This is a genomic window from Nocardia sp. NPDC055002, from assembly GCF_053608825.1.
In genome coordinates this window covers 719,243-745,154 of sequence record NZ_JBSGWE010000001.1, presented here as the reverse complement: position 1 = coordinate 745,154, position 25,912 = coordinate 719,243, and the positions used below count along the sequence as shown (strand labels likewise).

At 68.8% G+C, this 25,912-nt stretch carries 27 protein-coding genes; 11 read left to right on the top strand and 16 right to left on the bottom strand.

Features of this window, described 5'->3' with window-relative positions; genetic code table 11:
* The first annotated feature begins 209 nt into the window (after positions 1 to 209).
* From ACWF99_RS03585 to ACWF99_RS03570, 4 genes are all read left to right on the top strand, one after another.
* A complete protein-coding gene (locus ACWF99_RS03585) occupies positions 210 to 1,370 on the top strand; it encodes a sensor histidine kinase (RefSeq protein WP_452534459.1) in 1,161 nt (386 codons plus the stop codon).
* A complete protein-coding gene (locus tag ACWF99_RS03580; RefSeq protein ID WP_452534457.1) occupies positions 1,367 to 1,999 on the top strand; it encodes a response regulator in 633 nt (210 codons plus the stop codon). The genes ACWF99_RS03585 and ACWF99_RS03580 overlap by 4 nt, the downstream gene beginning before the upstream one ends.
* 96 nt (positions 2,000 to 2,095) lie before the next feature.
* Positions 2,096 to 2,725: an NAD(P)-dependent oxidoreductase gene (locus ACWF99_RS03575; protein ID WP_452534455.1), complete on the top strand. Its 630-nt coding sequence runs from the start codon at positions 2,096 to 2,098 to the stop codon at positions 2,723 to 2,725.
* Positions 2,726 to 2,832: 107 nt separating this feature from the next.
* The gene (locus ACWF99_RS03570; RefSeq protein WP_452534453.1) at positions 2,833 to 3,882 is read left to right on the top strand and encodes an alpha/beta hydrolase; all 1,050 of its coding nucleotides are present in this window, start codon (positions 2,833 to 2,835) and stop codon (positions 3,880 to 3,882) included.
* Here ACWF99_RS03570 and ACWF99_RS03565 read toward each other — a convergent pair whose 3' ends face one another.
* From ACWF99_RS03565 to ACWF99_RS03555, 3 genes are read right to left on the bottom strand one after another with little or no spacing between them, the layout of a single operon-like run.
* Complete coding sequence (locus ACWF99_RS03565) at positions 3,883 to 4,764, bottom strand: amidohydrolase family protein (RefSeq protein ID WP_452534452.1); 882 nt, start codon at positions 4,762 to 4,764, stop codon at positions 3,883 to 3,885. It lies immediately after the preceding gene.
* Positions 4,761 to 5,801, bottom strand: a complete 1,041-nt coding sequence (locus ACWF99_RS03560; RefSeq protein WP_452534450.1) for a nucleoside hydrolase — start codon at positions 5,799 to 5,801, stop codon at positions 4,761 to 4,763. Before ACWF99_RS03560 ends, ACWF99_RS03565 begins: the two co-directional genes overlap by 4 nt.
* A gap of 54 nt (positions 5,802 to 5,855) precedes the next feature.
* Positions 5,856 to 7,070: an FAD-dependent monooxygenase gene (locus ACWF99_RS03555; RefSeq protein ID WP_378631334.1), complete on the bottom strand. Its 1,215-nt coding sequence runs from the start codon at positions 7,068 to 7,070 to the stop codon at positions 5,856 to 5,858.
* 105 nt (positions 7,071 to 7,175) lie between these two features.
* On the opposite strand from ACWF99_RS03555, the gene ACWF99_RS03550 reads away from it, so the two are divergent.
* The gene (locus tag ACWF99_RS03550) at positions 7,176 to 7,745 is read left to right on the top strand and encodes a TetR family transcriptional regulator (RefSeq protein WP_378631336.1); all 570 of its coding nucleotides are present in this window, start codon (positions 7,176 to 7,178) and stop codon (positions 7,743 to 7,745) included.
* A gap of 9 nt (positions 7,746 to 7,754) precedes the next feature.
* On the opposite strand, the gene ACWF99_RS03545 is transcribed toward ACWF99_RS03550, so the two are convergent.
* Positions 7,755 to 9,131, bottom strand: coding sequence for a CoA transferase (locus tag ACWF99_RS03545; RefSeq protein ID WP_378631338.1), 1,377 nt, complete (start codon positions 9,129 to 9,131; stop codon positions 7,755 to 7,757).
* Between the two features lie 42 nt (positions 9,132 to 9,173).
* On the opposite strand from ACWF99_RS03545, the gene ACWF99_RS03540 reads away from it, so the two are divergent.
* Complete coding sequence (locus tag ACWF99_RS03540) at positions 9,174 to 9,926, top strand: thioesterase II family protein (RefSeq protein ID WP_452534448.1); 753 nt, start codon at positions 9,174 to 9,176, stop codon at positions 9,924 to 9,926.
* Here the strand turns inward: ACWF99_RS03540 and ACWF99_RS03535 are convergent.
* The gene (locus tag ACWF99_RS03535) at positions 9,907 to 10,281 is read right to left on the bottom strand and encodes a DUF2784 domain-containing protein (protein WP_378631339.1); all 375 of its coding nucleotides are present in this window, start codon (positions 10,279 to 10,281) and stop codon (positions 9,907 to 9,909) included. The genes ACWF99_RS03540 and ACWF99_RS03535 overlap by 20 nt on opposite strands.
* Before the next feature lie 69 nt (positions 10,282 to 10,350).
* A complete protein-coding gene (locus tag ACWF99_RS03530) occupies positions 10,351 to 11,781 on the bottom strand; it encodes an SDR family NAD(P)-dependent oxidoreductase (protein ID WP_378631341.1) in 1,431 nt (476 codons plus the stop codon).
* Positions 11,782 to 12,016: 235 nt separating this feature from the next.
* Here ACWF99_RS03530 and ACWF99_RS03525 point away from each other — a divergent pair, with 235 nt between their 5' ends.
* Entirely contained in the window at positions 12,017 to 12,586 is a 570-nt protein-coding gene (locus tag ACWF99_RS03525; protein WP_378631343.1) for a TetR/AcrR family transcriptional regulator, read from the top strand.
* On the opposite strand, the gene ACWF99_RS03520 is transcribed toward ACWF99_RS03525, so the two are convergent.
* The gene (locus ACWF99_RS03520; RefSeq protein ID WP_452534445.1) at positions 12,583 to 12,936 is read right to left on the bottom strand and encodes a hypothetical protein; all 354 of its coding nucleotides are present in this window, start codon (positions 12,934 to 12,936) and stop codon (positions 12,583 to 12,585) included. The genes ACWF99_RS03525 and ACWF99_RS03520 overlap by 4 nt on opposite strands.
* Before the next feature lie 256 nt (positions 12,937 to 13,192).
* On the opposite strand from ACWF99_RS03520, the gene ACWF99_RS03515 reads away from it, so the two are divergent.
* Positions 13,193 to 13,906, top strand: a complete 714-nt coding sequence (locus ACWF99_RS03515) for a hypothetical protein (protein ID WP_452534443.1) — start codon at positions 13,193 to 13,195, stop codon at positions 13,904 to 13,906.
* Positions 13,907 to 13,910: 4 nt separating this feature from the next.
* On the opposite strand, the gene ligD is transcribed toward ACWF99_RS03515, so the two are convergent.
* From ligD to ACWF99_RS03500, 3 genes are all read right to left on the bottom strand, one after another.
* A complete protein-coding gene (ligD, locus tag ACWF99_RS03510; protein WP_452534442.1) occupies positions 13,911 to 14,909 on the bottom strand; it encodes a non-homologous end-joining DNA ligase in 999 nt (332 codons plus the stop codon).
* Positions 14,906 to 15,985, bottom strand: coding sequence for an ATP-dependent DNA ligase (locus ACWF99_RS03505; RefSeq protein WP_378631347.1), 1,080 nt, complete (start codon positions 15,983 to 15,985; stop codon positions 14,906 to 14,908). The genes ligD and ACWF99_RS03505 overlap by 4 nt, the downstream gene beginning before the upstream one ends.
* A 183-nt stretch (positions 15,986 to 16,168) precedes the next feature.
* Positions 16,169 to 16,555, bottom strand: coding sequence for a cold shock domain-containing protein (locus ACWF99_RS03500; RefSeq protein WP_378631467.1), 387 nt, complete (start codon positions 16,553 to 16,555; stop codon positions 16,169 to 16,171).
* Positions 16,556 to 16,841: 286 nt separating this feature from the next.
* On the opposite strand from ACWF99_RS03500, the gene ACWF99_RS03495 reads away from it, so the two are divergent.
* Complete coding sequence (locus ACWF99_RS03495) at positions 16,842 to 18,290, top strand: condensation domain-containing protein (protein ID WP_452534440.1); 1,449 nt, start codon at positions 16,842 to 16,844, stop codon at positions 18,288 to 18,290.
* Here ACWF99_RS03495 and ACWF99_RS03490 read toward each other — a convergent pair whose 3' ends face one another.
* The 6 genes from ACWF99_RS03490 to ACWF99_RS03465 all read right to left on the bottom strand — a co-directional run bounded on the left by ACWF99_RS03490 (position 18,291) and on the right by ACWF99_RS03465 (position 24,377).
* Entirely contained in the window at positions 18,291 to 19,604 is a 1,314-nt protein-coding gene (locus ACWF99_RS03490) for a pyridoxal-phosphate dependent enzyme (RefSeq protein ID WP_452534438.1), read from the bottom strand.
* A complete protein-coding gene (locus ACWF99_RS03485; RefSeq protein ID WP_452534436.1) occupies positions 19,604 to 21,013 on the bottom strand; it encodes a decarboxylase in 1,410 nt (469 codons plus the stop codon). Before ACWF99_RS03485 ends, ACWF99_RS03490 begins: the two co-directional genes overlap by 1 nt.
* A complete protein-coding gene (locus ACWF99_RS03480) occupies positions 21,010 to 22,263 on the bottom strand; it encodes a heavy-metal-associated domain-containing protein (RefSeq protein WP_452534434.1) in 1,254 nt (417 codons plus the stop codon). Before ACWF99_RS03480 ends, ACWF99_RS03485 begins: the two co-directional genes overlap by 4 nt.
* Before the next feature lie 39 nt (positions 22,264 to 22,302).
* A complete protein-coding gene (locus ACWF99_RS03475) occupies positions 22,303 to 23,598 on the bottom strand; it encodes an aminotransferase class V-fold PLP-dependent enzyme (RefSeq protein ID WP_378631355.1) in 1,296 nt (431 codons plus the stop codon).
* Positions 23,599 to 23,666: 68 nt separating this feature from the next.
* Positions 23,667 to 24,101: a CBS domain-containing protein gene (locus ACWF99_RS03470; protein WP_378631357.1), complete on the bottom strand. Its 435-nt coding sequence runs from the start codon at positions 24,099 to 24,101 to the stop codon at positions 23,667 to 23,669.
* Positions 24,102 to 24,188: 87 nt separating this feature from the next.
* Positions 24,189 to 24,377 (bottom strand): hypothetical protein, encoded by a 189-nt coding sequence (locus tag ACWF99_RS03465; protein WP_378631358.1) that lies wholly within the window; start codon positions 24,375 to 24,377, stop codon positions 24,189 to 24,191.
* A gap of 352 nt (positions 24,378 to 24,729) precedes the next feature.
* Here ACWF99_RS03465 and ACWF99_RS03460 point away from each other — a divergent pair, with 352 nt between their 5' ends.
* Both ACWF99_RS03460 and ACWF99_RS03455 read left to right on the top strand, forming a co-directional pair.
* Entirely contained in the window at positions 24,730 to 24,963 is a 234-nt protein-coding gene (locus ACWF99_RS03460) for a DUF397 domain-containing protein (protein ID WP_056817490.1), read from the top strand.
* Between the two features lie 18 nt (positions 24,964 to 24,981).
* Positions 24,982 to 25,866: a helix-turn-helix domain-containing protein gene (locus tag ACWF99_RS03455; RefSeq protein ID WP_378631360.1), complete on the top strand. Its 885-nt coding sequence runs from the start codon at positions 24,982 to 24,984 to the stop codon at positions 25,864 to 25,866.
* Positions 25,867 to 25,912: the final 46 nt, after the last annotated feature.

The following is a 25,912-nucleotide window of genomic DNA, read 5'->3' as shown; positions in this document are numbered from 1 at the left end:
GCGGCGGCGGGGACTCCGCCGAACGGCCCGACCCGGACCGCCGGATTCCACCCGCGCGGCCCTTGCGCACACGCGGGTCGCCTGGTAATCCGAGCCGATCCAGAACGGCTCGCCGACTGAGCTCCCTTGCGGCTCCCGCCGGTTCTCGCGCGGGCGCGCCGACCGCCTGCTCGCGCGGTCCGAACCACTCGGTCGCTTACCGTGGGGGCGTGATCGACATCCGCGCCCACCGTGACTGGCGAGGGCTGCTGCGGTGGCTGCCGCTGGCGCTGATTCCGGTGTTGCTGCTGGCCAGCACCTACCCGGGCCAGTACCGCGTGCCGCCGCACTACTGGCTTTTGGCGATGACCGCGGCCGTGGTGTTTCCGGCCGGCGCTCGGTGGCCGCTCGCGGTGTCGCTCGCACTGTCGGCGCTGGCCGTGCCGATGCTGCGCACCGACGCTTGGGGAGTGTCCGGGCTGGCGCCGTACCTCGGCGCGGTGGCCCTGGTCGATGTGGTGGCGCGCACGCACCGGTGGTCGACCGTCGCGGTGGCGACCGCGGGCTGGGCCGCGGCTGTGACGCTCGGGCGGGTCGGTCTACACGACAGCTCGATCGGGCGGGCGTCGACCCTCGTCGAGGCCGCGGCCTATGTGGGACTTCCGTTGCTGCTCGGGTTGTACCTGCGTGGGCAGCGTGACCTGGCGCAGAATCTGCGCCTGCGCGCCGAGGAAGCGCAAGCGCGTACCCGCCTCGACGAGCGCGCCGCGCTGGCCAGGGAACTCCACGATGTGGTCGCTCACCACATGGCCTCGATCGTGCTGCGGACCTCGGTGGCGGGACATGTTGTGCGCGAAGCCGATCCGCGCGTGGTCGCGGTGCTCGACGATGTGCGTGACACCGCGGCCGATGCGCTCGCCGACATTCGCCGCTTGCTCGCTGCTCTGCGCGATCCAGCCCTCGGCGCCGTCGCCCTGGTCGACACCGACGCGGTCACGACCGAGGTCGAGGCGGCGCTCACTCGGGTTCGTGCTGCCGGGTTCGCTGTCGTGGCCGAGGTCGACACCGACCTCGGCGGGCTCGACGCGATCAGCAGGCTCACGCTGTTGCGTCTGGTGCAGGAGTCGCTGACCAATGTGATGAAGCACGCGGATCGTGCGGTGCCGGTGCGGTTCGCGATCATCAGGCGCGACGGCGCGATCACCCTCGAAGTCGTCAACAGCGGTCGCGAGCGGGCGACGGCGCCGCCGGGACACGGGATCGTCGGGATGCGCGAGCGCGCCGAACTCGCCGGGGGCAGCCTCGCTGTCGGCACGGACGCGGACGGCGACGAGAAGTGGACGGTGCGTGCTCGGTTGCCGGACACCACGAGGGGAGTGGGGCTGTCGTGATCACCGTCTTGCTGGTCGACGATCAGCGCCTCGTGCGCGCGGGCCTGCGGATGCTCATCGAGGACACCACCGACCTCGCCGTCGTCGGGGAGGCGGCCGACGGTGTCGAGGCGGTGCGGCTCTACGCCGAGCTCGCCCCCGACCTGGTCGTGATGGACCTGCGGATGCCCGGCCTCGACGGTGTCGCGGCGACCCGGCAGATCCTGGCCGCGTCACCACGCGCGAAAGTGCTGGTACTGACCACTTTCGACGACGACGAACACCTGTTTCCCGCGCTGTCCGCCGGAGCCGCGGGCTATTTCGTCAAGGACACCGAGCCCGCCGTGCTGCTCGATGCGATCCGGCGCACGGTGGAGGGCGATCTGATGTTCTCGCCCGCGCTGCTGCGCCGCCTGGTCGACCGGGCGCTCACGGCGCCGTCGCCGCCGGTCCGCACTCCCCAGCTGACGCCACGCGAGCTCGACGTCCTTCGTCTCGTGGCCCAGGGGTACGGCAACCAGGAGATCGCTGACCAGCTTCACCTGGGCGTCAGCACCGTCAAGACCCACATCGCCAACCTGCTAGGCAAGACCGGCACCGACAACCGCGTTCGCCTCGCTGTCTACGCGGCAGAGGTCATCGGCCGCTGATATCTCGAGAGTGAGATAAGTCATCATTAACTAAGTCAACATTAAGATATATTTCTCTCTGTCAGGCAGTCGGATTGTCGTGCAGGAGGATTGGTCATGCGGATCGCGGTGTTCGGAGCTGGTGGGGCCGTCGGGAGTCGGGTCGTCGCCGAGGCGGTGTCGCGCGGGCACGAGGTGACCGCGGTGTCGCGGCGCGAGATGCCGGTTCCGGACGGTGTGCGGGTGCGGATCGGTGACGCGAGCCGAGCCGACGACGTCGAAAAGATCAGCGCCGGACACGATCTCGTGATCTCGGCGACCAGACCCGCGGTGGGACGGGAGTCCGAACTGCCTGTCGTCGCGGCGGCGATGCTCGAGGGTGTCGCACGCGGCGGTGTCCGGCTGCTCGTCGTCGGCGGTGCGGCGACGCTGACGCTCCCCGGCACCGGGGCACCGCTGAGCCGAACCCCGGAGTTCCCGCCCGAACTCGCCGCGATCGCACTGGCGTGCGCCGATCAGCTCGCCGCGTGCCGAGCGGACGCGGCGGCCGATTGGACCTATCTGAGCCCGCCCGCTGATCTGATTCCGGGGGAGCGCACCGGTGATTACCGGGTCGGTGCCGACGAGCTGCTGGTCGACGCGGACGGCGTCTCGGCGATCTCCATGGAGGACTTCGCGGTGGCATTGCTCGACGAGGCGGAGCGGCCCGCGCATCGGCGGGCCCGATTCACCGTCGCGGCACGATGATTCGCCGAATCGGCGTGGTGTTCGGTGACGAATCGGTAAGAAACCGGTAACGACAGTGTGATCCAGCCCGATATTGTGACGAGCCGCACTGAGCGGTCGGTTTTCGCATGGAGGTTGGATCGGTGAGGTGCCGCAGCGCGGTTTCGGCGGTGCTCGTCGTGGTGGGCTCGATGATGGGCGTGAGCGGGGCGCATGCGCAAGAGCCGGAACCGATTGCCGCGGTGGCGAATCAGACCGTCACAATCGACGGTTCGCGGGCCGAGGTGACCGCGATCGACGGTCGGCAGGTGACCGTACGGATCCACTCGGCCGCCATGGGTCGCGAGGTCTCGGTGAAGGTTCAGCGCCCCGCCGACACCTCGGTACCGCGGCCGTCGCTGTATCTGGTGAACGGCGCGGGCGGCGGCGAGGACACTGCCACCTGGGAACAGAACACCGACGTCGTCGACTTCTTGGCGGGCAAGGACGTCAACGTCGTCATGCCGATCGGTGGCGCGTGGAGCTACTACACCGACTGGCGCGAGCCGGATCCGATGCTGGGCGTGAACAAATGGCGGACCTTCTTCCTCGACGAACTGCCCACGCTCGTCGACACGATGTTCGCCACCACGGGCAGGAACGCGATCGCGGCGAACTCGATGACGGCCACCTCCGTGCTACAGCTGGCGATCGCGAAACCGGGACTGTTCCGCTCGGTCGCCGCCTACAGCGGCTGCGCCCAGATCAGCGACCCGGTGGGCAGGCAGTTCGTCAATGTCGTGGTCGGAACCGGCGGCGGCGACGCGTCGAACATGTACGGTCCGCCCGGTGATCCGGCCTGGGCGGCCAACGACCCCGTCGTGAACGCCGAGGGGCTGCGCGGCACCAAGCTCTACGTCTCGAACGGCAACGGCCTGCCCGGCGAGTTCGACAAGCTCGGCGACTCCCACCTGGTGACCTGGGGTCCGGTCGGGTTGGCCAACCAGATCGTCGTCGGCGGCGTCATCGAGGCCACGACCCGCTGGTGCACCAAGAACCTGCAGAATCGCCTGGAAGAACTGGACATTCCCGCGACCTTCGACCTGTCGACCCAGGGCACCCACTCGTGGGGCTACTGGCAGAAGGCCTTCAAGAACTCCTGGCCGCTGCTGGCCGAGGGGATGGAGATCCCCGCCTGATCAGTCGAGCTCGAACAACCGCGCCGCGTTGTCGTGGCAGACCTTGCGCAGCCACTCCGGACCGAGGTCCAGGCGTTCCAGTGCGGCGACGGACTCGGCGTAGGGATACGGGATATTGGGGAAGTCGCTGCCGAACAGAATACGATCGGCGAAGCGGCGCAGGCGTTCTCGTTCGGCGGGCGGGAAGGGTGCATCGCCTTCGCTGAAATCGGTCCACACCATGGTGGTGTCGAGGTAGAGCCGCGGGTACTGCTCGGCCAGGTCGAGGAACTCGCTGTACTCGGGGGTCCCCATGTGCGCGATGATCAAGCGCAGGGTCGGGAAGCGCCGCAGGAGTTCGGCGATGGGCGCGGGTCCGGTGAATTTGCCGGGGGCGGGACCCGATCCGCAGTGGATCAGAACGGGCGTGCCGGTTTCGGCGAGGATCGCCCACACCGGGTCGAGCAGCGGATCCAAGGGCGAGAACGCGCCGACCTGGATGTGCACCTTGAACACTCGCGCGCCACGGTCGATGGCCTCGCGGACGTAGCGCGGCGCGTCCAGCTCGGGGTAGAAGGTGGCGGTGTGCAGGCAATCGGGGGTGCGTGCGGCGAACTCGGCGGTCCAGTCGTTGAGCCAGGCGCCCATCTCCGGCTTGTGCGGGTACACCAGGGAGGTGAACGCCCGGATGCCGAAGTCGCGCAGGGTCTTCAGGCGCACCTGTTCGTCGTCGCGATAGGTGATCGGCCACGGACGGCCCGTCAGTGGCCCCGCGGTGTCGAAGTAGGCCCAGACCTTGCGCATCACCTGGTCGGGCATGAAATGGGTGTGGACGTCGATGATCGCGGGCAGCTGGTAGCGCGCGCGGAAGCCGGCGAGGTAGGCGACAGTGTCTACGGTCATGACTGCTCCGGGTAGAGGCGGCGGGCCAGGGCGCCGACGCGGGTGACGAGGCGTTCGAAGAAGACGGCGGGGTCGGTGCCGATCACGATGTCGGCATTGGGTTCCCGGCCCCACATGCCCGCCCAGTCGGCGACCGTGGTGGCACGGGTGATGGTGCCGGCCAGCTCCACGTCGACGGTGGCCGGGCGGGTGGTCACCGAGGCCGGGTCGAGCGCGACCGCGGCCGCGAACGGGTCGTGCATGTGAGCCAGATATCCCAGGTCGTACTGGTGGTGGAAGTCGAAATAGAACCGCACCGCGTCGGTGAGATAGCGGATGATCGGATTGCCGGCCGCCGAACGGAATTCGGGGGGATCACCCGCACCGACATGCTCGATCGGAGCGCTGTGTGCCGCCTGTGCGAGCAGAACGAGATGTTCGGGCAGCATCTCGATGGACTCGGTGATATCCAGTGCGCACACCAGCGGCCTGCGCTCCGGTGGCGCCGCCGAGAAGGCGTCGAACACTTCCTTGGCCGCTTCGGGGTCGACGTGGATGTTCCATTCGTTGGTCGGTGTCGTATTGCCGGGATGGTTGAACGAGCCGCCCATGATGACGAGACGGTTCAGCAGACGCGGCAGCTCGGGTTCGATGCGCAGGGCCAGTGCGAGATTGGTCAGCGGACCGGTACACAGGCCGATCACCTCGCCCGGAGCGGCACGGACCAGGTCCACCCAGAGCTGGGCCGCCGATCGGGACGACAGCGCCCGCGAGGACACGGGCAGCTCGGCGTAGCCGAGTCCCTGCGGACCGTGGGTGTCCTCGGTGGTACGCAAGGGGACGGCGAGCGGCTCGGCCGCACCGAGCGCCACCTCGATCTCGGGGGCCCGGCCCAGGTCGAGCATCGCCAGGGTGTTCGCCGCGACCTGGGCGCCGTCCACGTTGCCCGCGGTGGCCGCGATGCCGATGATCTCGGCCTCGTCGCAGGCCAGCAGATACAGGATGGCCAGGGAGTCGTCGATTCCGGTATCGACGTCGAGGATGATCTTCTGCGGCACGTCATCGAGAGTAGCCGCGGGCCTGTCGAGGTCCGCGGCCAGTCTGCGGGTGGGTCAGTAGGTCGGGAGGGCGAATTCCTCGGTGTGGCCGAAGAAGATCTTCTTGGTGAGCGGACGCATCGGGCGCGACATCATCAGCCGCACGTTCGTCTTGGCGAGCCGCGTCAACAGCGGGGACTTCGGGATCATCATCGCCATGCCGCCACCGGGGATCTCCTTGGCCTTGTCGAGGAACGGCGAGATCTTGTCCTGGTAGCGCTGCTGCGCGGCGGCCAGATCGGCCGGGGTGGCCGCGATCTCGGCGGCTAGGATGTAGGCGCCCACGATGGCCATCGCGGTGCCCATGCCGGTCAGCGGTGAGCCGCAGTAGCCCGCGTCGCCGATCAGTGTCACGCGGCCGACGGACAATTCGGGAACGTCGACGCGGGCGACTTCGTCGAAGTAGAAGTCGGGGGTGGACTCCATCGCCGCGAGGACGGCGGGGGCATGCCAGCCCGCGTCGCCGATCGTCTTCCTGATCAGCGCGCGCTGAGCGTCGACGTCGCGGCGCAGCGCCGGGTCCGGCTCGGTGCGCATGGTGATGATCGCCTTGGCGGTGCTCGGGTCGGCGTCGGGACGGATGCCGAGCATGGCGCCGGGCACCAGGCGCATGCTGAACCAGCCGGGCTCCACATCGGCGGGCTTGGGCATGGTGAAGAAGGCGCCGTAGCCGCCGAGGTTGGTGCTGAACTTCTCCTCGGGCCCGAAGACCAGTCGCCGCGTCGCCGAGTGGATGCCGTCGGCGCCGATCACCAGGTCGAACCGCTCGGTGGCCCCGGAGGCGAACGTGACGTCCACGCCGGTGTCGTCCTGGGCGACCTGGTCGATCCACTCGCCGTAGCGGTAGTCCAGCTGACCGTTGTCGGCGGTGGCCAGCGCGTCGAGGAGCACGTGATTGAGGTCGCCCCGGGTGATCTCGATTTCGGCGACGGCGCCCTGTCCGTCGAAGTCCTCCATCGCCATCCTGGCGTAGATCTTGCCGTCGCCGTCGATGTAGGACATGCCGCGCTCGTCGAGCTGGTACTTGGCGATGCCCTCCATCAGGCCCATCCGCTCCGCGGCTTCCTTGCTCGGGCCGCGCAGGTCGACGGCCTGGCCGCCGGGGCGGGGGACCGCGGCGCGCTCGACAACGGTGGTGCGAATGCCGTTGCGCAGCAACTGGAGTGCGACCGCGTTGCCGGCGATGCCGCCGCCGGAGACGAGAACGTGGAGGGTGCTGGTGATGCTCATGATGTGTTTCCCGTCTGATGTACGAATGTCTTAGACATATGTCTAACAGAGATTTGCACGTCTGTCTAGAACAAACGTCTGAGACGATCGGGTAGGCTGCTGAGCATGGGAAACAGAGAAGATCTCCTGGCGGGGGCGCGCAAAGTGATTCTCGAGCGCGGCGTCGCGAAGGCGACCGCACGTGATATCGCCGCCGCGGCGGGGGTGAGCCTGGCCGCGATCGGCTACCACTTCGGGTCGAAGGATCGCCTCGTCACCGAGGCATTGAGTGAGGCGCTCGGCACCGGGATGGGCGATGCGATGGACGAGCTGATCGCCGCAGGCACCGGAAAGTCACCGCTGGAGGGGCTCGCGCTGCTGTGGAACGGGATGCCCGAGGTGTTCGCAGGCAATCACGAGGCGATGCTGGCCAGCCTGGAGAACATCGTGCGGATCGTGCGCTCCGACGACGCGCGGGCGCAGCTGGGCGACCAGCTGTCCGGGGCGTTCGCCGACCTCGGCGCCCATGTGCAGGCGGCCCACCCCGAGCTCGACGCGGCACAGGCCGCGGCGATCGGGCGGATGTATTTCGTGATCGCCCAGGGGCTCGGGATGCTGTGGCTGCTGGACCCGGGTGAGGTGGCTGTCGATGGTGATCAGCTCACGGTGGCGATCCGGGCGCTCGCCGGGAAGTGACCCGGCTGGTCACGGGCGGTGGTAGTGATCGGGCGCTTCGACCCAGAACGGCTGCGCTGATCCGTAGGGTGGCGCGGGCCAGCGATAGTCGTCGTAGTCGGCGAATGCCGGTGCGGCCGTGATCAGTTCGCTGTGCGTGACGGTCGACGCCGGCTCCGGCGGGGTCGGTGCGGGGTGGTCGGGGCAGCGGTCGTCCGCGGCCAGGAGCCAGGATGCGGTGCGTGCCAGGGAAACTCGGACGTTGCGGCCGAACCCGTCGTCGGCGCGAGCCAGCAGGGCATCCATGACGGCGGCGGCCAGCAGGTAGCCCGACCCGTGGTCGAGTGCCTGCGCGGGCAGTGCGCCGGGCCGATCCGGCGTTCCCTCGAGCAACGAAATGCCGGACACCGCTTGGACGATGCTGTCGAAACCTCGACGCGCGCCCCACGGTCCGCCCGTACCCCAGGCGGAGACCGAGGCCTCGATCAAGCCGGGACGTCGGGCAGCGCGGACACCGGCCGCGGCGAGGGCACCCGGGCGGTAGCCGGTGACCAGTACATCGGCCTCGTCGAGGAGGATCTCGAAGGTCGCCAGGTCGGTGCGCAGGTCGAGCAAGGTGGAGCGTTTGCCCTGGCCGTTGTCGGAGAACTGCCAGTCGATCTCGGGCAGGTGCGGTGGGTCGATCCGCAGCACGTCGGCGCCGAGCAAGGCCAGCGTCCGGGTGGCCACCGGGCCCGCGAGGACGCGGGTGAGGTCGAGCACGCGAAGGCCGCTCAGTGGTCGCTCGATGGTCGCCATGCGCTCGCCCGCACCTGGCCACGGCGTGGTGGGCGTGCGCGCGTCGCGCGCATCGACGGCGGCCAAGGGCCCGAGGGCGGCCGCGCGGCCCATCGGGCTGTCGGCCCATTCGCCCTCGGTGCGCACTCGTGCCGCGATGGCGCCCACGGCAGCGGCGGCGTCTTCGATCTCGGCGCCCTTCATCGCGGAAAACCGGGCGGTGAGCTGGGTGGCGTCTCCGGGGTCCGGGAGGTCGAGCGCGCGCAGCAATCGTTGCCGGTGATGTGGGTAGTTCGCGTGGGTGCGCACCCATCCGTCGGCGGTGGGAAAGAAGCCCGACAGCTCGGCGAAGAACGCGGGCGCGCTACCGCCTCGCCGGAACAGCCGTTCACTGCTGAACGCCGCGGTCACCCGGTCGGCATCGAGGCGAACGGGGCGCGCGGGCAGGCCGTGCGCGACTCTGACCCGGTTGGCGGCCGCGCTCACTGCCGCGACCGAACCCGCCGCGAGCGCCCATACCGGTAGGGTGGCCGCCAACCGCGCACCGGGATCCGGCACGTCGGCATCGCTCGACGGCGGGAGTCCCAGTCCCGCCTCGTAGGCGTGGACGAGCTGCTGCGCGGTGGTCACATCGACCAGCCTAGTTGCGGTGAAGAGGGTGAGGAGCGTGATGTGGGCGTGAATACAGCTGCGACGGAGTGGGTTCGGATCCTGCGATCGGACGCGGTGGCACGCGGGCGTTTGACGTGTTTTCCGCCCGGCGGGGGATCGGCGACCTTCTATCGGGAGTTGGCGCGACACGTCGGCGCCGGTGTGGAAGTGACGGCGGTGCAGTATCCGGGCAGACAGGACCGGCTCGACGATCCGACGATCACCGACCTGCATCTGCTCGCCGACCGGATCGCCGCGGACATCGCGCGTCAGGCGGGACCGGCTCGCGCGCTGTTCGGGCACAGCATGGGCGCGACCGTGGCCTACGAGACCGCGCTGCGACTCGCCGCCGCCGGACAACCGCCCCGCGTCCTCATCGTCTCCGGGCGTCCCGCACCGGAATTCGTCGAAACCGGACAGCTACACACCGGGTCGGACACCGCGCTCATCGACGAGCTGGAGCGGCTGGCGAACGATCCCGCACCGGTGCGGCTGCTGCGTACCGAACCGGGCCTGGCCGATCTCGTGCTGCCCGCCGTGCGCGCCGACTACCAGGCGGTCGAGACCTATCGGCGTCGCCCGGGAGCACAGCTGAGCTGCCCGGTCGTCGCCTTGGTGAGTACCGAGGATCCGACGACCACGGTGGCCCAGGCCGAACAGTGGCGTGCGGTCACCGACGGGCCGTTCAGCCTGCGCACGTTCGGTGGCGGGCACTTCTACCTCGACGAACAGCACGCCGCGGTGGCGCAGGAGATCACACGGCACGTGAACTGAGCCGGCGCTGGTACAGGCGCGCGTAGCCGAGCCACGACACGAGCACCGTCAGTGCCGCCAATGCGCGCACCAAGCCGAGCGCGCTGTCGGGGTAGATCACCCCGGTGAGGTAGTGGTCGATGAAGCCGGCGGCGGGCAGCTCGCCCACCCCCGCTTGCCTGCGCGCCCAGTTCTCGGCGTAGGTGAGCGGGCAGTCGAAGCCGATCAGGATGGTGCCGAAGCCCCATGCCACGGCGAGTGCGTGCAGGCCGATCGTGCGTGGCCATCGCCACGCCAGGAAGCCGCCGGCGACCACGTACGCGATGAACGCGACGTGGGTGACGGCGAGAACGTCGGCCAGCACCCGGAACGGCACCTATTCAGGATATGTACCGTGCTCCCCGGGCGGCATCATGATCATCATTCCGGTTCGGCATCGCTTGCGTCACCAGGGTGAAGGCCGGTAATCCTTGAGGAAGCAGCCGTAGAGGTCCACGCCGTCCTCGCCCTGCACAATCGGGTCGTAGACGCGGGCGGCGCCGTCGACGAGATCGAGCGGGGCGTGGAAGCCCTCCTCGGCGAGGCGGACCTTGGTGAAGTGCGGGCGTTCGTCGGTGATCCAGCCGGTGTCGACCGCGGTCATCAGGATCGAGTCGGCCTCGAACATCTCGAGGGCACTGGTGCGGGTGAGCATGTTGAGCGCGGCCTTGGCCATGTTCGTGTGCGGGTGCCCCGGGCCCTTGTAGCCGCGCCCGAACTGGCCTTCCATCGCCGAGACGTTGACCACGTACTTGCGCCGGCCCGCCGCGGCGGCCAGGGCAGGCCGCAACCGTGACACCAGGATGAACGGGGCGACCGAATTGCACAGCTGCACCTCGAGCAGCTCGGTGGCCTCCACCTCGCCGACAGTCTGCACCCAGCTGTTGGTGTGCGCCAGATCGGGCACCAGACCACCGGCGTCGATGGCCACGCCCGCCGCGATCCGCTCCGGGGTGGCCGAACCGGCGACCAGCGCGAGTTCGGCGACATCGGTGGCCGACAGCGACGGCGTGAGCGAGGCGGTGAGTGCGGTCGGGTGGGCCTGCATGGTCTTGCCGAATGTGACCATCTCCGGCAGGACGCCCGCGGGCAGCGGCGCGGTCTCGGCGTCGACCAGGGCGCTGTAGGCGCCGGCCGATCGACGCACCGTCTGGGCCGCGTTGTTGATCAGGATGTCGAGGGGGCCCTGGGCGGCGACGTCGTCGGCCAGCGCCACGACCTGCGCGGGGTCACGCAGATCGATGCCGACGATGCGCAGCCGGTGCAGCCAGTCGGCGCTGTCCTCCATGGCGGCGAAGCGGCGGATCGCATCGTTGGGGAATCGGGTGGTGATGGTGGTGTGCGCACCGTCGCGCAGCAGCCGCAACGCGATGTACATGCCGATCTTGGCGCGACCGCCGGTGAGCAGGGCGCGCTTGCCGGACAGGTCGGTGCGGGCGTCGCGCTTGGTGTGGCTCGCGGCCGCGCACTCGGGGCACAGCTGATGGTAGAACGCGTCGACCTGGGTGTACTTCTGCTTGCAGATGTAGCAGGGACGCGCCTTGAGCAGGGTGCCCGCGCTGGCGCCCGAGGTGGACGAGCTGATCGGGATGCCCGCGGTCTCGTCGTCGATGCGCTGCGGGGACCCTGTCGCGGTCGCGGCGATGACGGCGCGGTCGTTCGAGGAGATCTGCTCCCTGGCCTCGATGCGACGGCGGTGCTTGAGCTTTTTGAACATGTGCCCGACGGCGCGCTGCACGGCGATGGAGTCGGGGTGTTCCTTCTCCAGCTGCCCGGCGCGTTCCAGTACCCGCAGACAGGTCGCCAACTCATCCGGATCGATCATGTTCTCGGTCATCGGGGAGTGCGGCATTCCTTCGTGCGGGAGCGGTGGACGACATCTATTGTCGCATTGGCCGCGCGAGCGACCCGCTGGGTATCGTGATGGGCCGTCGCCGCAACCGCGCGACGGCTCTCGAACTCGACGGAGAACCGCGATTTCCCCGCTGGACACCGACACCGCAGACGCGCCGCGCAGGCGCAGGCTCGAACCCGACGAGCGACGAGCGCAGATCCTGGCGTGTGCCATCGACATGTTCGGTGAGCGGCCCTACGCGGCGGTGTCGACCGCGGAACTGGCCCAGCGCGCGGGGGTGGCCCGTGGCCTGATCAACCACTACTTCGGCAACAAGCGCGACCTGTATCTGGCGGTGGTGCGTCGCATGGTGACCCTGCCGCGTCAGGACAAGGTGTCCATTCCCGACGGCACACCGGGTGAGCGGGTCGACGCGATCGTGGGCTGGCTGCTCGACACCATCGCCGAGCACGGCACCACCTGGGTGAAGGTGACCAGCCACGAGGGTGTCGGCGACGACCCCGAGGTGCAGCAGATCCTCGATCAGGCCGACGATGCCGCCGCCGAACGCATGCTGGTGATGATCGGGCGCGCCGATCTGGCAGACAGTGCGCCTTTGCGCGCACTGGTCCTGGCCTACGCGGGTCTGGTGAAAGTCGCCGGGCGCGAATGGATCACCCGCGGCACCCTCACCAGAGCGCAGGTGCATCAACTGCTGGCCGACACCTTGCTCACGATGATCACCGTGACGATTCCCAGCGTGCTGATCACCGAGCCGGAACCGACCGGGGAATCGGGCGGGCGCTAGGAATCGAGCGCGCGACTCGAGCGCCGCATCGCGATCGCGGCGGCACTGTAGCGCTGGGGTCCGGCATGGCCGGGCGCGTGCCCGGTGCGGCCGAGCATCTGCTCGATCTTCTTCTCCCGGTGATGCTCGAACATCAGCGCACCGACACCGCCGCCGAGGAAAAGTAACGTCATGATCCCGGCCAGCACGGCCCATCCGGTGTGCTCGGTACCCGCCGCGACGAGGGTGCACGCGAGCCCGACGACCCCGATCGCGCACATGATGATGCCGGGAACGTTGTAATCGTCGGCCAGCAGATCACCGGCCTGGGCATGCCAGGCGCGGTCTGCCGACGGCGTGCTGTCGGACATGAGTCCTCCTCGCGAGCTCAGGGGTGCGCGCAATGGTGTACATGATGACCAGCATGAACCTGTTCCGTCCGCCGGGGTAAGGGTGTTAGCCGGTTCGTTACCAGGGGGCTCGCGCGAGTTGACACGTTATGTCACTGTGACCCTATTTCGCGTTTGAGCTGTGCTACCGGGCTTTTACTCCTTATTCTCGTCGCAAACCCGGCGCCGCACCTGTTTCGTTGTGCGCCCGGGGAGATCGGAGAGGGACCCGGGGTTGATGGCACGGTACGAGGAATGGGATGACGACCCCGAGCAGGAGTCCGACGATCGGCGTTGGGACGGCCAGCGCTGGCCGCAGGTGAGCGCGGACAGTGCGACCGGCGGTCGCCGCGGTGACCAACCGCGCGTGAATCCTTACTCGATGGTGGCGCTGGCCGCCGCGCTGGTGCTGCTGTTCCCGATCGCGATCGTGTTCGGGCTGCTGTCGTTCGGGCATCCGCGCGGGCGGGGGATCGCGGTGCTGGCACTGCTGCTCGGTATCTCCGAGGTGGCGGTCGCGGCAGCGATCGGGCTCGCCGTATTCGGTGGGTTGGACGTGTCGATGCCGGCACTCGCCCAGTCGGCGGCGACCACCACGCCGACGCCGGTGTCGGTGACCTCGCACACGGCACCGACGGTGACCGAGGCCGTCCCGGTGACGAGCCCCGCGGGCGGCGGCGAGAAGAGCGGCGTGGTCGAGAAGGGCACGGAGTGCACCGCGGAGAAGGCCGGTCTGCTCGGCGTCGCGGCAGACGGTGCGACATTGCTGTGTCTGCGCGGACCGAGTGGTCATACCTGGTCAGGGCCGTTCAAGGTATCGGGGTCCTACTACACCGCGGGGGCGAAATGCGATCCCTCGGTGGACAAATCGGGCCGTACCTCCGACAACCACGCGCTCGTGTGCGAGGGCAAGGGCAGCGCCGCGGTCTGGTCGCCGTGGACCACCGAATAGGTTCTCACTCCTTCTTGGCCCGGCTCGGTTGCACGCGCGGCGGCTCATTGGGCATCTTCGGATACTGCGGTGGCCACGGTGCGTCCATCAGCCCCGCTGCCATATCGCGCTCCGACATCGTCAGCAGCGGTTCGATCGATTGCGGTGCCCGGTTCGCCCAGGGATCACCCGACTCGGCGAGGCGGGCGGGCACGGTGGCCAGGGTGAGCTCATCGGGGACGACGGTGTCGAGTTCGGCCCAGGTGATCGGTGTCGACACCTGACCGCCGACCTTCGGCCGCACCGACCAGGCGCCGAACACGGTCTTGTGCGGGGCGTTCTGGTTGAAATCGATGAACACCCGCGAGCCGCGTTCCTCCTTCCACCACTGCGCGGTGATCTGCTCGGGATGCCTGCGCTCGAGCTCCCTGGCCAGCGCCACCGCGGCGGCCCGCACCTCGTAGCCGTCCCAGCGCGGTTCCAGCGCCGCGTAGATGTGCAGGCCGCGTGATCCCGAGGTCTTGATGGACGAGTCGACGCCGAGTTCGGCCAGCAGTTCGCGGGTGAGTACCGCGGCCCGGCGCAGATCATCGAAACCGATCCCGGGCGAGGGATCGAGGTCGATGCGTAGTTCGTCGGCGATCCGCAGATCCGGAACGTGATTGGGCCACACGTGAAAACCGAGACAGGCCTGATTCACCGCCCACAGGATGTGCGCGAGATCGTGGGCCACCAGCGCGTCGCTGGTGGTGCCGTTGGGGGTCGACACCTCCACGGTCTGCAACCAGTCCGGCGCGGACTTCGGTACCCGCTTCTGGAACCACGATTTGCCCGACGCGCCGTCGGGATAGCGTTCCAGCAGTAGCGGCCTGCCGCCGATCACGCCGAGCAGCGGTTCGGCCACAGCGCGGTAGTAGTTGACCAGATCGAGCTTGGTCTCGCCGCGTTTGGTGAAGTAGACCTTGTCGGGATTGCTGATGGTCAGCGTCCGGCCGTCGATGTCGAGTTCCACCGCGGCGCTCATCGGCCGACTCCGAAGATCGCGTCGAGCTCGGCGGGCGCCACTTCGTCGAGCTGGGCGTAAGTGCACGAATCGGGGGTCCGGTCGGCGCGGAACCGCGCCAGCCGCCCGCCGTGGCGGAACCGTCCCGACTGCACGTGCTCGTAGCGCACTTCGGCGACCAGCTCGGGCCGCAGCGGCTCCCACGACAGATCCTTGCCCCCGCTCCAGCGGCTCTGCCCGCCGGGCATCTTGCCGTCGGCGTTCGCCTGCGCGGCGGCGTCGGCCCAGTTGCGCCACGGATGGTCGTCGAGCGCGTTCTCGCGCAACGGCGCCAGCTCGCCGAGCAATTCGCGGCGCCGGGCCGCGGTGAAACTCGACGCCACCCCGACATGGTGCAGATTGCCCTCGTCGTCGAACAGGCCGAGCAGCAGCGAACCGACGCCTTCGCCGTCCTTGTGCATCCGGTAACCGGCGACCACGCAGTCGGCGGTGCGCTCGTGCTTGATCTTGAGCATCACGCGCTTGTCCTGCAGGTAGGCCAGCTCGTCGGACTTGGCCATCACGCCGTCGAAGCCCGCGCCTTCGAAGCGGGTGAACCAGTCCTGAGCCACGTCGGGATCCTGGGTGATCGGCGTGAGATGGATCCGGCCGGGCGCGGCGTCGAGCAACGACTCGAGCTCGCGGCGCCGCTGCGCGAACGGTGCGGTGGTCAGATCGCGATCGCCGAGGGCGAGCAGATCGAAGGCGACGAAACTGGCCGGTGTCTCCGCTGCGAGCTTGGTGACCCGCGACGCGGCCGGATGCAACCGCTGCTGCAAGGTGTCGAAATCGAGGCCGTGATCGGTGACGACCACGATCTCCCCGTCGACGACGCAGCGTTGCGGCAGCGCCTCCTTCAGCAGCTCGGCCAGCTCGGGGAAGTACCGGGTGAGCGGGCGGTCGTTGCGGGAGCCGAGTTCGATCTCGTCACCGTCGCGGAACACGACGCAGCGGAAGCCGTCCCACTTCGGCTCATAGCTGAGTCCTGGTTCGCGCGGCAGCGACGGCGTCGACTTGGCCAGCATGGGGCGCACTGGCGGCATCACCGGTAGATCCATCCGATCCTCCTCGCGGGTGTGTTCACCCGTGTCGACGATGCGAGCACGCCCGATTCATCGGTGTGTGAGGCGATCGTAGGACGGGGGACCGACACGTGCGCGGACATCGAGTGCGTGCCTGTCGCGCTCGCCGAGTCCGCGCCGGAGTTCATCGGCGGGCGCTACAGCGGCCCGGGAACGAGATCAGCTGTCGAGCCAGCCGTGCTCGTCGGCGAAGGTGGTGAACCGGTCGCGGATGGTGATGATCTCGGCCGCGGTGAGCGCGGGGGACGCTTCCAGCAGCAATTCGGTGATCTGCTGACGCAGTTCGTCGGGACCGAGCCGGTCGCCGCCCTTGCGCGTCTTCGGAGCGGCGGGGGGCTGTCCGACCCCGGTCAGGTTGATCGCCTTGGGACCCCGATCGCCTTCGGTCACATCGAATTCGAACAGGCGACCCTGGCGCAGCTCGTCCTCGTCGAGGCCGATGTCGTTGACGTGGACGAATACATCGGGCCCGCCGTCATCGGGCCGGATGAATCCGAAACCCCGTGAACCGTCGAACGACACCAATTTCCCGATGGACACCAACAGACTCCTCGCTCCGCTTCCCGTCGTTACTCTAACGCGGCTTTTGGGCGATTTCGCCCGGAAAGTGGATAGTCGGCGAAATCTTGGGATTCGCGATGCGGGCGGCCTGACCGAGCATGGTCACGATCCGGTAACTGCGTGTTCACATCGGCTCATTAGCGTTGCTCACCTGTCGAAACGGTGTGGAGGTTGTGGACGCGTGTCGGACCCCGGTGTGGGGAGCAGATCGGGGGGATACGGCGCCGGTAGTGGCGTTTTGTCGGCGACGGCGCGCACCGGGAGCGACCCGGTGTGTGCGCGCCCCGCCGCGTCACCGGTGCTCGGCCCGCGACCGTGTCCGGCCCATGTGCCGCTGGCGCCCGCGCAGGAGCGGATGTGGCATGCCGCGCGACTCGGCCGGTCGGCGGACTGGAATGTCGCGCGGGCGATGCGCTTGCGTGGGGCGTCGGTCGACGTGGCAGCACTGCGGGCGGCGCTGAAACTTCTTGTCGGTCGCCATGTTCCGCTGCGGACCCGGTTTCCGGCGACCGAGCTCGGCCCGGCTCAGTGCGTCGTCGACCCCGACGATGTCGTCCTCGAGGTGGCCGAATGCGGCGTCGGCGAAGCCGAACTCGCCCCCGCCGTCGCCGCGCTGGCCGGGCAGCCCTTCGACCTCGCCCGCGACCTGCCGGTGCGGGCGCGGCTGTTCGTGCTCGGGCCCGACGATGTGGTGCTCGCCCTTGTCGTGCACCACATCTCGGTCGACGGCCGCTCGATGGGCCCGCTGATCCGCGATCTCGTCACCGCCTACCTGGCCTGTCGCGCCGGTACCACCCCGCACTGGCCGCCGCTGCCGATCAGCTACATCGACTACACCCTGTGGAAGCACGAGCAGCTCGGCGAGTTCACCGACGAGTGGAGCCGGGCCACCCATCAGCTGCGGTACTGGGCCAATGCGCTGGCCGGCCGCCCCGCCCTGCTCGACCTGCCCGCGCGTGAGCTCCCCGCGGCCCCGATCGACCCGGTCGCCGGTGCGCTGCTGCCGATTTCGTTCGACGCCGCGACCCATGCCGGGCTGCTGCGGATGGCGCAGGAGGGGCGGGCGAGCCTGTTCATGGTGTTGCAGACCGCGTTCGCGCTCACCGTCGGCGCGTTCGCGCGCAGCGCCGATGTCACGGTCGCCACGGCGGTTTCGGGTCGCGATCACCGCCTGCTCGACGATCTCGTCGGCAACTTCTCCGCTGATGTGCTGATGCGCGTGCGCCTCGACCGTGCCGCCGATGTCGGCGAACTCCTCGATCAGGTGCGCCGGGTCGCGCTTGCCGCGTACGCCCACCCCGACACCCCCAACCCACGCCTCAAGCGCTGCCTGCCGCAGGACGCAGCGCTGCCGCTGTTCCAGGCCACCCTCATCCTGCAGCGAGCGGGGGCGCCGCGCACACCCGTCGAAAGCACTCCCGCACAGGGGCTTTCGATCACCGAGGTGCCGACCGGGGTGGTCAGGGCCAAGCACGACCTCGAGTTCGGGCTCACCGACCACTACGATCCGCTCGGAGCGCCCGCCGGGGTCGACGGGTCGTTCATCTACCCGATCGCCCGGTTCGACGAGCCGACCGCGCAGCAGTTCGTGGCGCGCTTCCGCGCGGTCGTCGGGCTGCTCGCCGACGGGTATCGCGGACCGCTCACGGTGCTGCTGGCGACCACCGGGCGCGGTTGTGCGCTGAGCACCGCGCGCCGCGCCACCCGGGTGCTCGTCTGATCAGCCGCCGCGCTCCATCGCGTATCCGGCGTCGCGCCACGCGACGATGCCGCCCGCGAGGCTGAACGCCTCGTAACCCGCGCGGTGGGCCACCGCGGCGAAACGCAGCGAGGTTTCCCCGACCGGGCACACGAACACCACCGGCCGGGACCGCGGAAACGGCACGCCCTGGGTGAGCATCTCGTCGAGCTGGTCGTCGCGGATGTTGAGCGCGCCCGGGACATGCCCGACGCGGTAGGCCATCGCGCCGCGGGTATCGACGACGGTGGGTCTGGCGGTGCGGTCGAGTTCGGCCAGCTCGGCGGGGGACAGCGTCGGCGCGGTGTCGTCGGGGCTCGGGGGCGCGGGCCCGGTGGGCTTGCCGAACAGCTCCGGCCTGCGTTTGGCGAGATAGGACAGATACGGTTCGATCCGGTCGCACACGATCAGCACGGCCACCAGTGCTCTGCCCTCGGGGCGTGGCGCCGCGGCCAGGGTGCGAAGGGCGGCGCAATAGCCCGCGCCGCTGGTGGGTCCGGCGAGCACGCCGTAGCCACGCATCAGGTCGAGAGTCGACTCGATGGCCGCGGCGGAGTCTACGGTGACGATCTCGTCGTAGAAATCGGGCCGGAACAGGCCGACGTCCCACATCTCGCGCTCGGAGCGGATACCGGGGATGAAATCGAAGCGGTCCGACACCACCCCCACGGTGCGCAGATCCGGATGGTGGGCGAGCAGGGCGGTCGCGGTGCCTCGAGTGGAGCCGGTGGTGCCGAGTCCGCCGATCAGGTAGTCCAGGTGGTCGATGCTCGCGTTCGCGAGGTCGGTGGCGATCTCGGTGCCGGTGCCGTCGTGATGGGCGGCGATATTGCGCTCGTTCGTGTATTGCGAGGGGTGATACCAGTGGTCGGGCGCCTGACCGATGGTCTGCTCGATGACCGCCGAAACATCATCGGCGGCATGGGGATCAGGGCATTCGGACAGGCCGGGAAGTTCCACGATCTCGGTCCCGAGCAGTTGCAGCAGTTGGCGGACCTCGCTCACCCGGATCCGGTTGGTGACCGCGCGCAACGGGATGCCGTGCAGTGCGCCGAGTACCCGTAGCGCTTTGGCGGTGTTGCCGCTCGACGCCTCGATGAACGACTGCCCGCCCGCGCGCACACGCTCGAGGTCGTCGCGGATCATCGCCCAGGCGACGCGGTCCTTCACCGAACCGAAGGGGTTGTGCGACTCCAGTTTCGCGTACAGCTCGACCTCGGGCAGCCCGTGGACGGCGGGGTCCAGGCGCAGCAGGGGGGTGTTGCCGATCAGCTCGGTGATGTGGGTGTAGACCATCACCGGCCCCCGGGCCGAAAGTCGGCGTCAGGGCACAGCACGAACTGTCCTTCTCGGTGCAGCACAGCGACTTTCGCGGGTGTCGGGTGCATGCCGGCCTGCGCGGCCGACAGGTCCGTGTGGTAGGCGGCGGTATTGGGGAACACCACCGGATCGCCCGGGGACGGTAGCTGCTGAACTCGCACCTGCCGCTGGGTGATCAGATCACGCTCGAGACACAGGTGCCCGGCGAAATACACCCCGGCCGGGCGCGGCTCGGCTACGTCGGCCAGCACGATCGGATCGATGAGCACCTCCTGGTCGGCGGCGGTGACGGTGTCGCGACTGAGATCCAGATGGACCAGCGTCGCGCCGTTGCCTGCCTGTTTGACGAACTCGACCTGGGCCACGGTGATGCCTGCCTGGTCGACCAGCGCTTTGCCCGGTTCGAGCCACAGATGGAGGAGATTGTCGGTGAGGACCGCCGCCAGCGCCCGTCCACCGTGCCCGGGCAGCGGCGCGGCGAGCAATTCGGCGAGGATGTCGGCGGCGGGTTCGGTATTGGCGTACTTGTGGAACACCGGTGCGCCGTGCACCATTCCCTCGGCGACGTGATAGCCGAAAGTGTTGTTGCCCCAGTGCATCGCGGGGCCACGCCCGAGCAGGCCCGCCCGCAGTGCGTGGTCGTAGGCGTCGTACCCCCCGGCATCGGCGGTGAAGACCTGGCGCAGGCCGCCGCCGATATCGAGCACCGTCGGCGTCAGGCCGTGCGCGTAGGCCCGTTCGATCAGTTCCAGACAGTCGCCCACGGCGTTGACCCGTTCCGCGGTGGCAGCGGTATCGAGGTGAAAGGCGAATCCCAGCAGCCGCAGCCGGTCTCGGTGGCGTACCAGCAGCTCCAGCGCCGTGGCCACGTCGGCGAGGTCGATACCGAACCGGCTCGGTGAGCTGCCGGAGAATCCCGAAATACGCAGCAACACCGGGACAGCCGCCGCCGGGGACGCCAGCTCGGCCAGGGTCGCGAGTTCCCAGAGGTTGTCGACATTGACCGTCGCCGCGGCCGTCAACGCGGCCCGCAGCAGCGTGGCGCCCTTGGGCCCGGTCACCTCGATGCGATCGGCGGGGAATCCGGCGGACAGCGCAGAACGCAGTTCCCCCGTGGACGCCACATCGACGGCGATTCCCGCGTGCGCGGCCGTGTGGGCGAACGCCGCCGAGCGATTCACTTTGTGCGCGTAGCAGATTCGATGCCGGACCGCTGCGTTGTCGAGCACGGCGCGCAGTGCGGCGAGGTTGGCGGTGAAGATCTGCGGGAACACCAGATGCACGGGGGAGCCGTAGCGGCGCAGCGCGGCGCGCACGCCGTCGCGATCGGTGAGGAACGCGGCGACGAGCGGATGCAGCGCGGCGGAAACGGCGGGCGGGATCATCCCACCGACGCGCCGGGCACCCGCGCCGGCACGTCGTCGACCGGGTTGTAGCCGCCATCGCGCAATGCCTCGAAGACACGGAACCTGTTGCGCGGACTGCGGATCCGGGCGATCACCCGCTTGGACTCCAGATCGATCTCGACGACCGGGATCTCCATCGACTCGAGCAGAGCGGTGATCGTGCGCACACAATGTCGGCAGCTCATATCGGGAACGTAGAAGACGCTGTCGTCGCCGGTGGGTGCGGTGCCCGGCTGTTCCTCGGTCAGGTCTTGGAGCACTTCCACCGAACCTGTCAGCGCGGCGAACGTCTCGACGAACTGATCGACGACCGTGGCGAGAATGTGCACACCGGCGCCGTCGACGTCGTGCTGGGTTGCCGCGAGACAGGTGGGTCGCGTGTCGGCGGGCAGCAGCGCGTATTGCCGTGAGATCAGGTCGAGGTCGTCGTGGTATTTCGCGACGGCCGCTTCGGTCTCGAGTCCCTCCTCGCTGGTCGCGCGCAGCATCACCGCGTGCGCGTCGGCGATGGTGGCGTCTTTCATCGCGCGCAGGACGGCGATCGAGTCGGCGGTGTAGCGCACGGACCCGTCGGGCTGGGTGGCAAAGCGCACCGGGATCATGCCGCGCCGGAAGGTCGATGCCTGCAATTCCCAGAACCAGCGGGTGGCGACGGCGGTGAAGATGCCGCAATCACGCATCCCGGTGGCGAATTCGACGAGCCCGCGATAGGGGGTGTCGGCGGCGATCAGCCCGTGCTGGACCAGTGCGCGCCCTGTTGCCTCGATACCGACCCGGAAGATCTCGTGCGGATCGTGATCGGTGGTGGTCGCGGAAAGAACGCCGTGATCGTGGGCGGGGAGGGCCGCGGCGCGCGCCGGGAGTCCGGATGCCGCCAGCGAATGCCACAGCGCGAGGACTGTTTCCCGCGCGAGCACCGCGAGTTCGGGGCCCGCGCCCGCGGTGTGGAAGTACCCGGTGTTGGGAATGCCCGCGCTGTCGGTCCACGTGAGGCGGTGGGTCGCGCTGGTCACCTGATCCGGGCGGCACGGGCGCATGAACCGTTCCAGGTACATCCGCTGGGACTGTGTGAGCGCGGCACCCGATTCAGGCTGTAATGCCCTGGCGCGGTAAGTGATTCGGGTCACGGGCGCCGGTTCGGTGGCGGCGAACAGTCCGGGAGCGGCCAGGCGGGCCAGTACCCGCGACGCGGCGCGACGATCGTAGTGCTGCACGGTGGGCGAGCCCATCGTTCCTCCTCGGCGTCGGGGGCTTGAAGGACAGGTCGTTCAGCGCCCGTGGCCGGCGATGCCGGACACGCAGGCGACGAATCGGTCGATCTCGTCGAGGGTGTTGTAGAGGTGGGTACTCACCCGCACCGAACCGTTCCCGGCATCGGCCGAGGGCACGCAATGCGCTCCGGTTCGCACCAGGAAGCCGGCATCGGCCAGGACGAACCCGAGGTCGGCCGCGCTGATCGTGTCGAGGGTGAACGAGACGATCCCATAGCCGACGGCGCACGTGGCGTGTGCGGGCCCGGGAAGGAAGTCGAGCCCGGGAACCTCGCGCAGGCCGTCGATGAGCCGCAGGGTGAGCACCCGGTTGTGCTCGGCGACAGCGAATCGGTCGAGCTCGTCGAGGAGGTCGAAAGCTGGTGCCAGGGACAGGATCCCGGGGATGTTGTGGGTACCGCCCTCGAGCAGCTCGGGCATTCCGGTGCCGACGAGACCGGTTTCGGTGATCCTGACCCCGGTGTTCCCGCCGGGCAGGAAGGGCCGCAGCCTGTCGTGCACCCGGCGGTGGCAGTACAGCAGGCCGATCCCGGGCGCACCGAACATCTTGTGTCCCGCGAAGACCGCGAAATCGGCACGCAGCGCGGTCACGTCGACCGGGAGGTGCCCTCCGCTCTGCGAGCAGTCGAAGCACAGCAGGATCTCGGGGTCGATCCGGCCGTGCAGTTCCTCGAGGGTGGTGAGCCCGCCGTACACGTGATGGAGGTGGCTGGTGGTGATCAGACGGGTGCGCGGACCGACCCGCGCGAGGATGTCCTCGATGTCGGCTTCGCCGGTCGCGGTGCTGCGATAGGGCCGCAACACGATTCGGCGGCCGAACCTGGCGAGGGTGTCGCGCAGGTGGTGCCACGGCAGCACATTGGCGGCGTGATCGGCCGGGTTGTAGAGGATCTCGTCGCCGTCGTCGAGCTCGGCCAGGCCCCAACTGTGCGCGATCGCGCCGAGTGCGGCGGTGGCTCCGCTGGTGAACACGATCTCGTCGACGTGGTGCGCGCCGAGGAAACCGGCCGCCCGGGTCCGGGCGGCGGCGATCCGCGCCGACAGCGCGGTGGCCCAGCCGTAGGTGCCGCGGCCCGCGTTGGCGGTGTGCTCGCGGTGGTAATCGGTGACAGCCGCGATGACGGTGTCGGGCTTCTGCGTCGTCGCGGCACTGTCGAGGTAGACCACCGCGGGATCGGCCAGGGCCGGAAACCGCGTGCGAATCGAGGCGGGCACCGGGGTGGGCGCGTGCCGGATCACCGAGGCGGCGGCGAGCTCGGGCCGGACGGGGTGCACCCGCTCAACGATACGCACGTTTCTGGTACTGCTCGCGAAGAATTCTCAGGCGCAAGGCTTTTCGGTGTCGCCGGTCGGTATCGGGCTCAGTAGTTGCCCTGCAGGTACTCGACGAGGTGTTCACGTTCGGCGGCCAGTTCGGTGATCTCACTCTTCACCACGTCACCGATACTGACGATGCCGACGAGCCGGTCGGACTTCACCACCGGCATGTGCCGGATCCGGTGCTCGGTCATCACATCGCGCAGCGAGGACACGTCCTCATCGGGCCCACAGGTGCGAACCCGGGCGGTCATGATGTCGGTGACCGGCCGGTCCAGCAGCGCGGCGCCGTGGACGTGCAGATGACGCACCACATCGCGTTCGGAGACGATGCCCGTGATCACGGCGCCATCGGGGGAAACGACCACCGCGCCGATATTGTGGTCGGCCAGTGCCGCGAGCAGGTCGCGCACGGTGGTCTGCGGCGGCACGGTCGTGACCGCCCTGCCCTTGTTGCGCAGGATCTCCGCTATCCGCATACGCGCACCACCTGTCCGGATCGATCGTCGCCCACCAGCATGACCTGTCGGAATCGGTCTGACCAGCACGAAGACGTTACGACCGCACTATTCGTCGTCCAGCCCCGCGGACAGGTACGCGGCAGCGGCCAGCCACTGACGGCACTGCGGACCATGGATGTCGTGTTGGCTCAGCATCTCGCGCGCCTGACGGTAGGTGAGCCCGTTCGGCTCGTCGCTACACGCCGTGGGCGGTACACCTGCGGCACTGAGGTGTCGCTGAAACGGACTGCTCATCGAGTCCCCTCCCATTCGGCGACGGGAGGCCCGCCCGGCTGGGGGAGCCGAGGTACCTCCCGGTGATCTTGCGGCCTGAGTCTACGGGCGGTTCATTTTCGAATGCAAGCACATCTGCACGCTCGTTGCGGCCGTGTCGGCTCGCGATGGGGTTGCGGCGCTTACGAATTCAGGGGGCTGGACGAGACGGTCGGCGCCTGGCCGCGGTCATGACGCCGGGTAAGTACCGACCGGTGCGCGGTGGCGTTTCGCGTGTTAATGTCCCCATCGCGCAAGGCAGATGCAAGAACGTTTGTGCGTGCATCTGCAATTTTCGTACCGGTGGGCATCATTCGACAACGAGGAGTGCGGTATGTCCGGAATGCAGCATGATCAGCGTGAACGCCCCGGAGACGGCGCGTGGCGCAAAAGCACCTACAGCAACCCCAGCGGCAACTGTGTCGAGGTCGCCGAAGCCGCCGACGGCTCGGTCGCCGTACGCAACTCGCGCGACCCGCAGGGGTCGGTGATCTTCTACACCCGGCCCGAGATCGACGCATTCATCCGCGGCGCGAAGGCCGGAGAGTTCGACTACCTCACCGGGTAATCGGTAGGATCTGGGTCCATGACGGCTGAACCCGACGAGATCGGTCGCGTACAACCTGTTGTCGACCGTGGCCCCACCGTGTTGCGTATCGCGCTCGGTGGCCAGTTGCGCAAGCTACGCGAGGGCAAAGGCATCACCCGCGAGGCCGCGGGCGACGCGATCCGCGGCTCGCACGCCAAGATCAGCCGACTCGAGCTGGGCCGCACCGGTTTCAAGGAACGCGACATCCGGGATCTGCTCACGCTCTACGGCGTGCACGACCCGGTGGAACGCACCTCGTTCTTCGAGTTGGCCAGGCAGGCAAGCGAACCCGGCTGGTGGCATCGCTACAGCGACCTGCTGCCGTCCTGGTTCAGCACCTACCTCGGGCTCGAGCAGGCGGCCAGCCAGATCCGCACCTACGAAGCACAGCTGGTACCCGGCCTGCTACAGACGCCGGAGTACACCAGGGCGATCGTCACTCTTGGTTTCGACGACGCCGAAACCGATCGCCGGGTCCAGGTTCGGCAGTTACGCCAGGATGTCCTGCGCCGGGTCGACCCGCCGGTGGTGTGGGCGGTGATCGACGAAGCCGTGTTGCATCGTCCGATCGGCGGGCGTGAGGTGCACCGGGCCCAGCTTCGCTACCTGGCCGAGCTCTCGGAACTGCCGAACGTGACGGTGCAGGTGCTGCCGTACTCGGCGGGCGGGCACGCGGCGGCGGGTAGTTCGTTCAGCATTCTGCGCTTCGGCGAGCCGGAACTGCCCGATATCGTCTACCTCGAGCAACTCACCAGCGCGCTCTACCTCGAGCGCCGCCAGGACCTCGCGATGTATCTGTCGGTGATGGATCAGCTCAGCGTCCAAGCCGAACGGCCGGATCGCTCACGCGAGATACTGCTGTCCTACGCCGAGCGGGACTGACAGCCGAGCGGGACTGACAGCCGAGCGGGACTGACAGCCGAGCGGG

Excerpts from the sequence above, each read along its gene's own strand:
- ACWF99_RS03575 (WP_452534455.1), top strand. The coding sequence starts at position 2,096 with ATGCGGATCGCGGTGTTCGGAGCTGGTGGGGCCGTCGGGAGTCGGGTC.
- ACWF99_RS03570 (WP_452534453.1), top strand. The coding sequence starts at position 2,833 with ATGGAGGTTGGATCGGTGAGGTGCCGCAGCGCGGTTTCGGCGGTGCTC.
- ACWF99_RS03565 (WP_452534452.1), bottom strand. The coding sequence starts at position 4,764 with ATGACCGTAGACACTGTCGCCTACCTCGCCGGCTTCCGCGCGCGCTAC.
- ACWF99_RS03555 (WP_378631334.1), bottom strand. The coding sequence starts at position 7,070 with ATGAGCATCACCAGCACCCTCCACGTTCTCGTCTCCGGCGGCGGCATC.
- ACWF99_RS03550 (WP_378631336.1), top strand. The coding sequence starts at position 7,176 with ATGGGAAACAGAGAAGATCTCCTGGCGGGGGCGCGCAAAGTGATTCTC.
- ACWF99_RS03530 (WP_378631341.1), bottom strand. The coding sequence starts at position 11,781 with ATGACCGAGAACATGATCGATCCGGATGAGTTGGCGACCTGTCTGCGG.
- ACWF99_RS03525 (WP_378631343.1), top strand. The coding sequence starts at position 12,017 with ATGTTCGGTGAGCGGCCCTACGCGGCGGTGTCGACCGCGGAACTGGCC.
- ACWF99_RS03520 (WP_452534445.1), bottom strand. The coding sequence starts at position 12,936 with ATGTCCGACAGCACGCCGTCGGCAGACCGCGCCTGGCATGCCCAGGCC.
- ACWF99_RS03515 (WP_452534443.1), top strand. The coding sequence starts at position 13,193 with ATGGCACGGTACGAGGAATGGGATGACGACCCCGAGCAGGAGTCCGAC.
- ligD (WP_452534442.1), bottom strand. The coding sequence starts at position 14,909 with ATGAGCGCCGCGGTGGAACTCGACATCGACGGCCGGACGCTGACCATC.
- ACWF99_RS03505 (WP_378631347.1), bottom strand. The coding sequence starts at position 15,985 with ATGGATCTACCGGTGATGCCGCCAGTGCGCCCCATGCTGGCCAAGTCG.
- ACWF99_RS03490 (WP_452534438.1), bottom strand. The coding sequence starts at position 19,604 with ATGGTCTACACCCACATCACCGAGCTGATCGGCAACACCCCCCTGCTG.
- ACWF99_RS03485 (WP_452534436.1), bottom strand. The coding sequence starts at position 21,013 with ATGATCCCGCCCGCCGTTTCCGCCGCGCTGCATCCGCTCGTCGCCGCG.
- ACWF99_RS03480 (WP_452534434.1), bottom strand. The coding sequence starts at position 22,263 with ATGGGCTCGCCCACCGTGCAGCACTACGATCGTCGCGCCGCGTCGCGG.
- ACWF99_RS03470 (WP_378631357.1), bottom strand. The coding sequence starts at position 24,101 with ATGCGGATAGCGGAGATCCTGCGCAACAAGGGCAGGGCGGTCACGACC.
- ACWF99_RS03465 (WP_378631358.1), bottom strand. The coding sequence starts at position 24,377 with ATGAGCAGTCCGTTTCAGCGACACCTCAGTGCCGCAGGTGTACCGCCC.
- ACWF99_RS03460 (WP_056817490.1), top strand. The coding sequence starts at position 24,730 with ATGTCCGGAATGCAGCATGATCAGCGTGAACGCCCCGGAGACGGCGCG.
- ACWF99_RS03455 (WP_378631360.1), top strand. The coding sequence starts at position 24,982 with ATGACGGCTGAACCCGACGAGATCGGTCGCGTACAACCTGTTGTCGAC.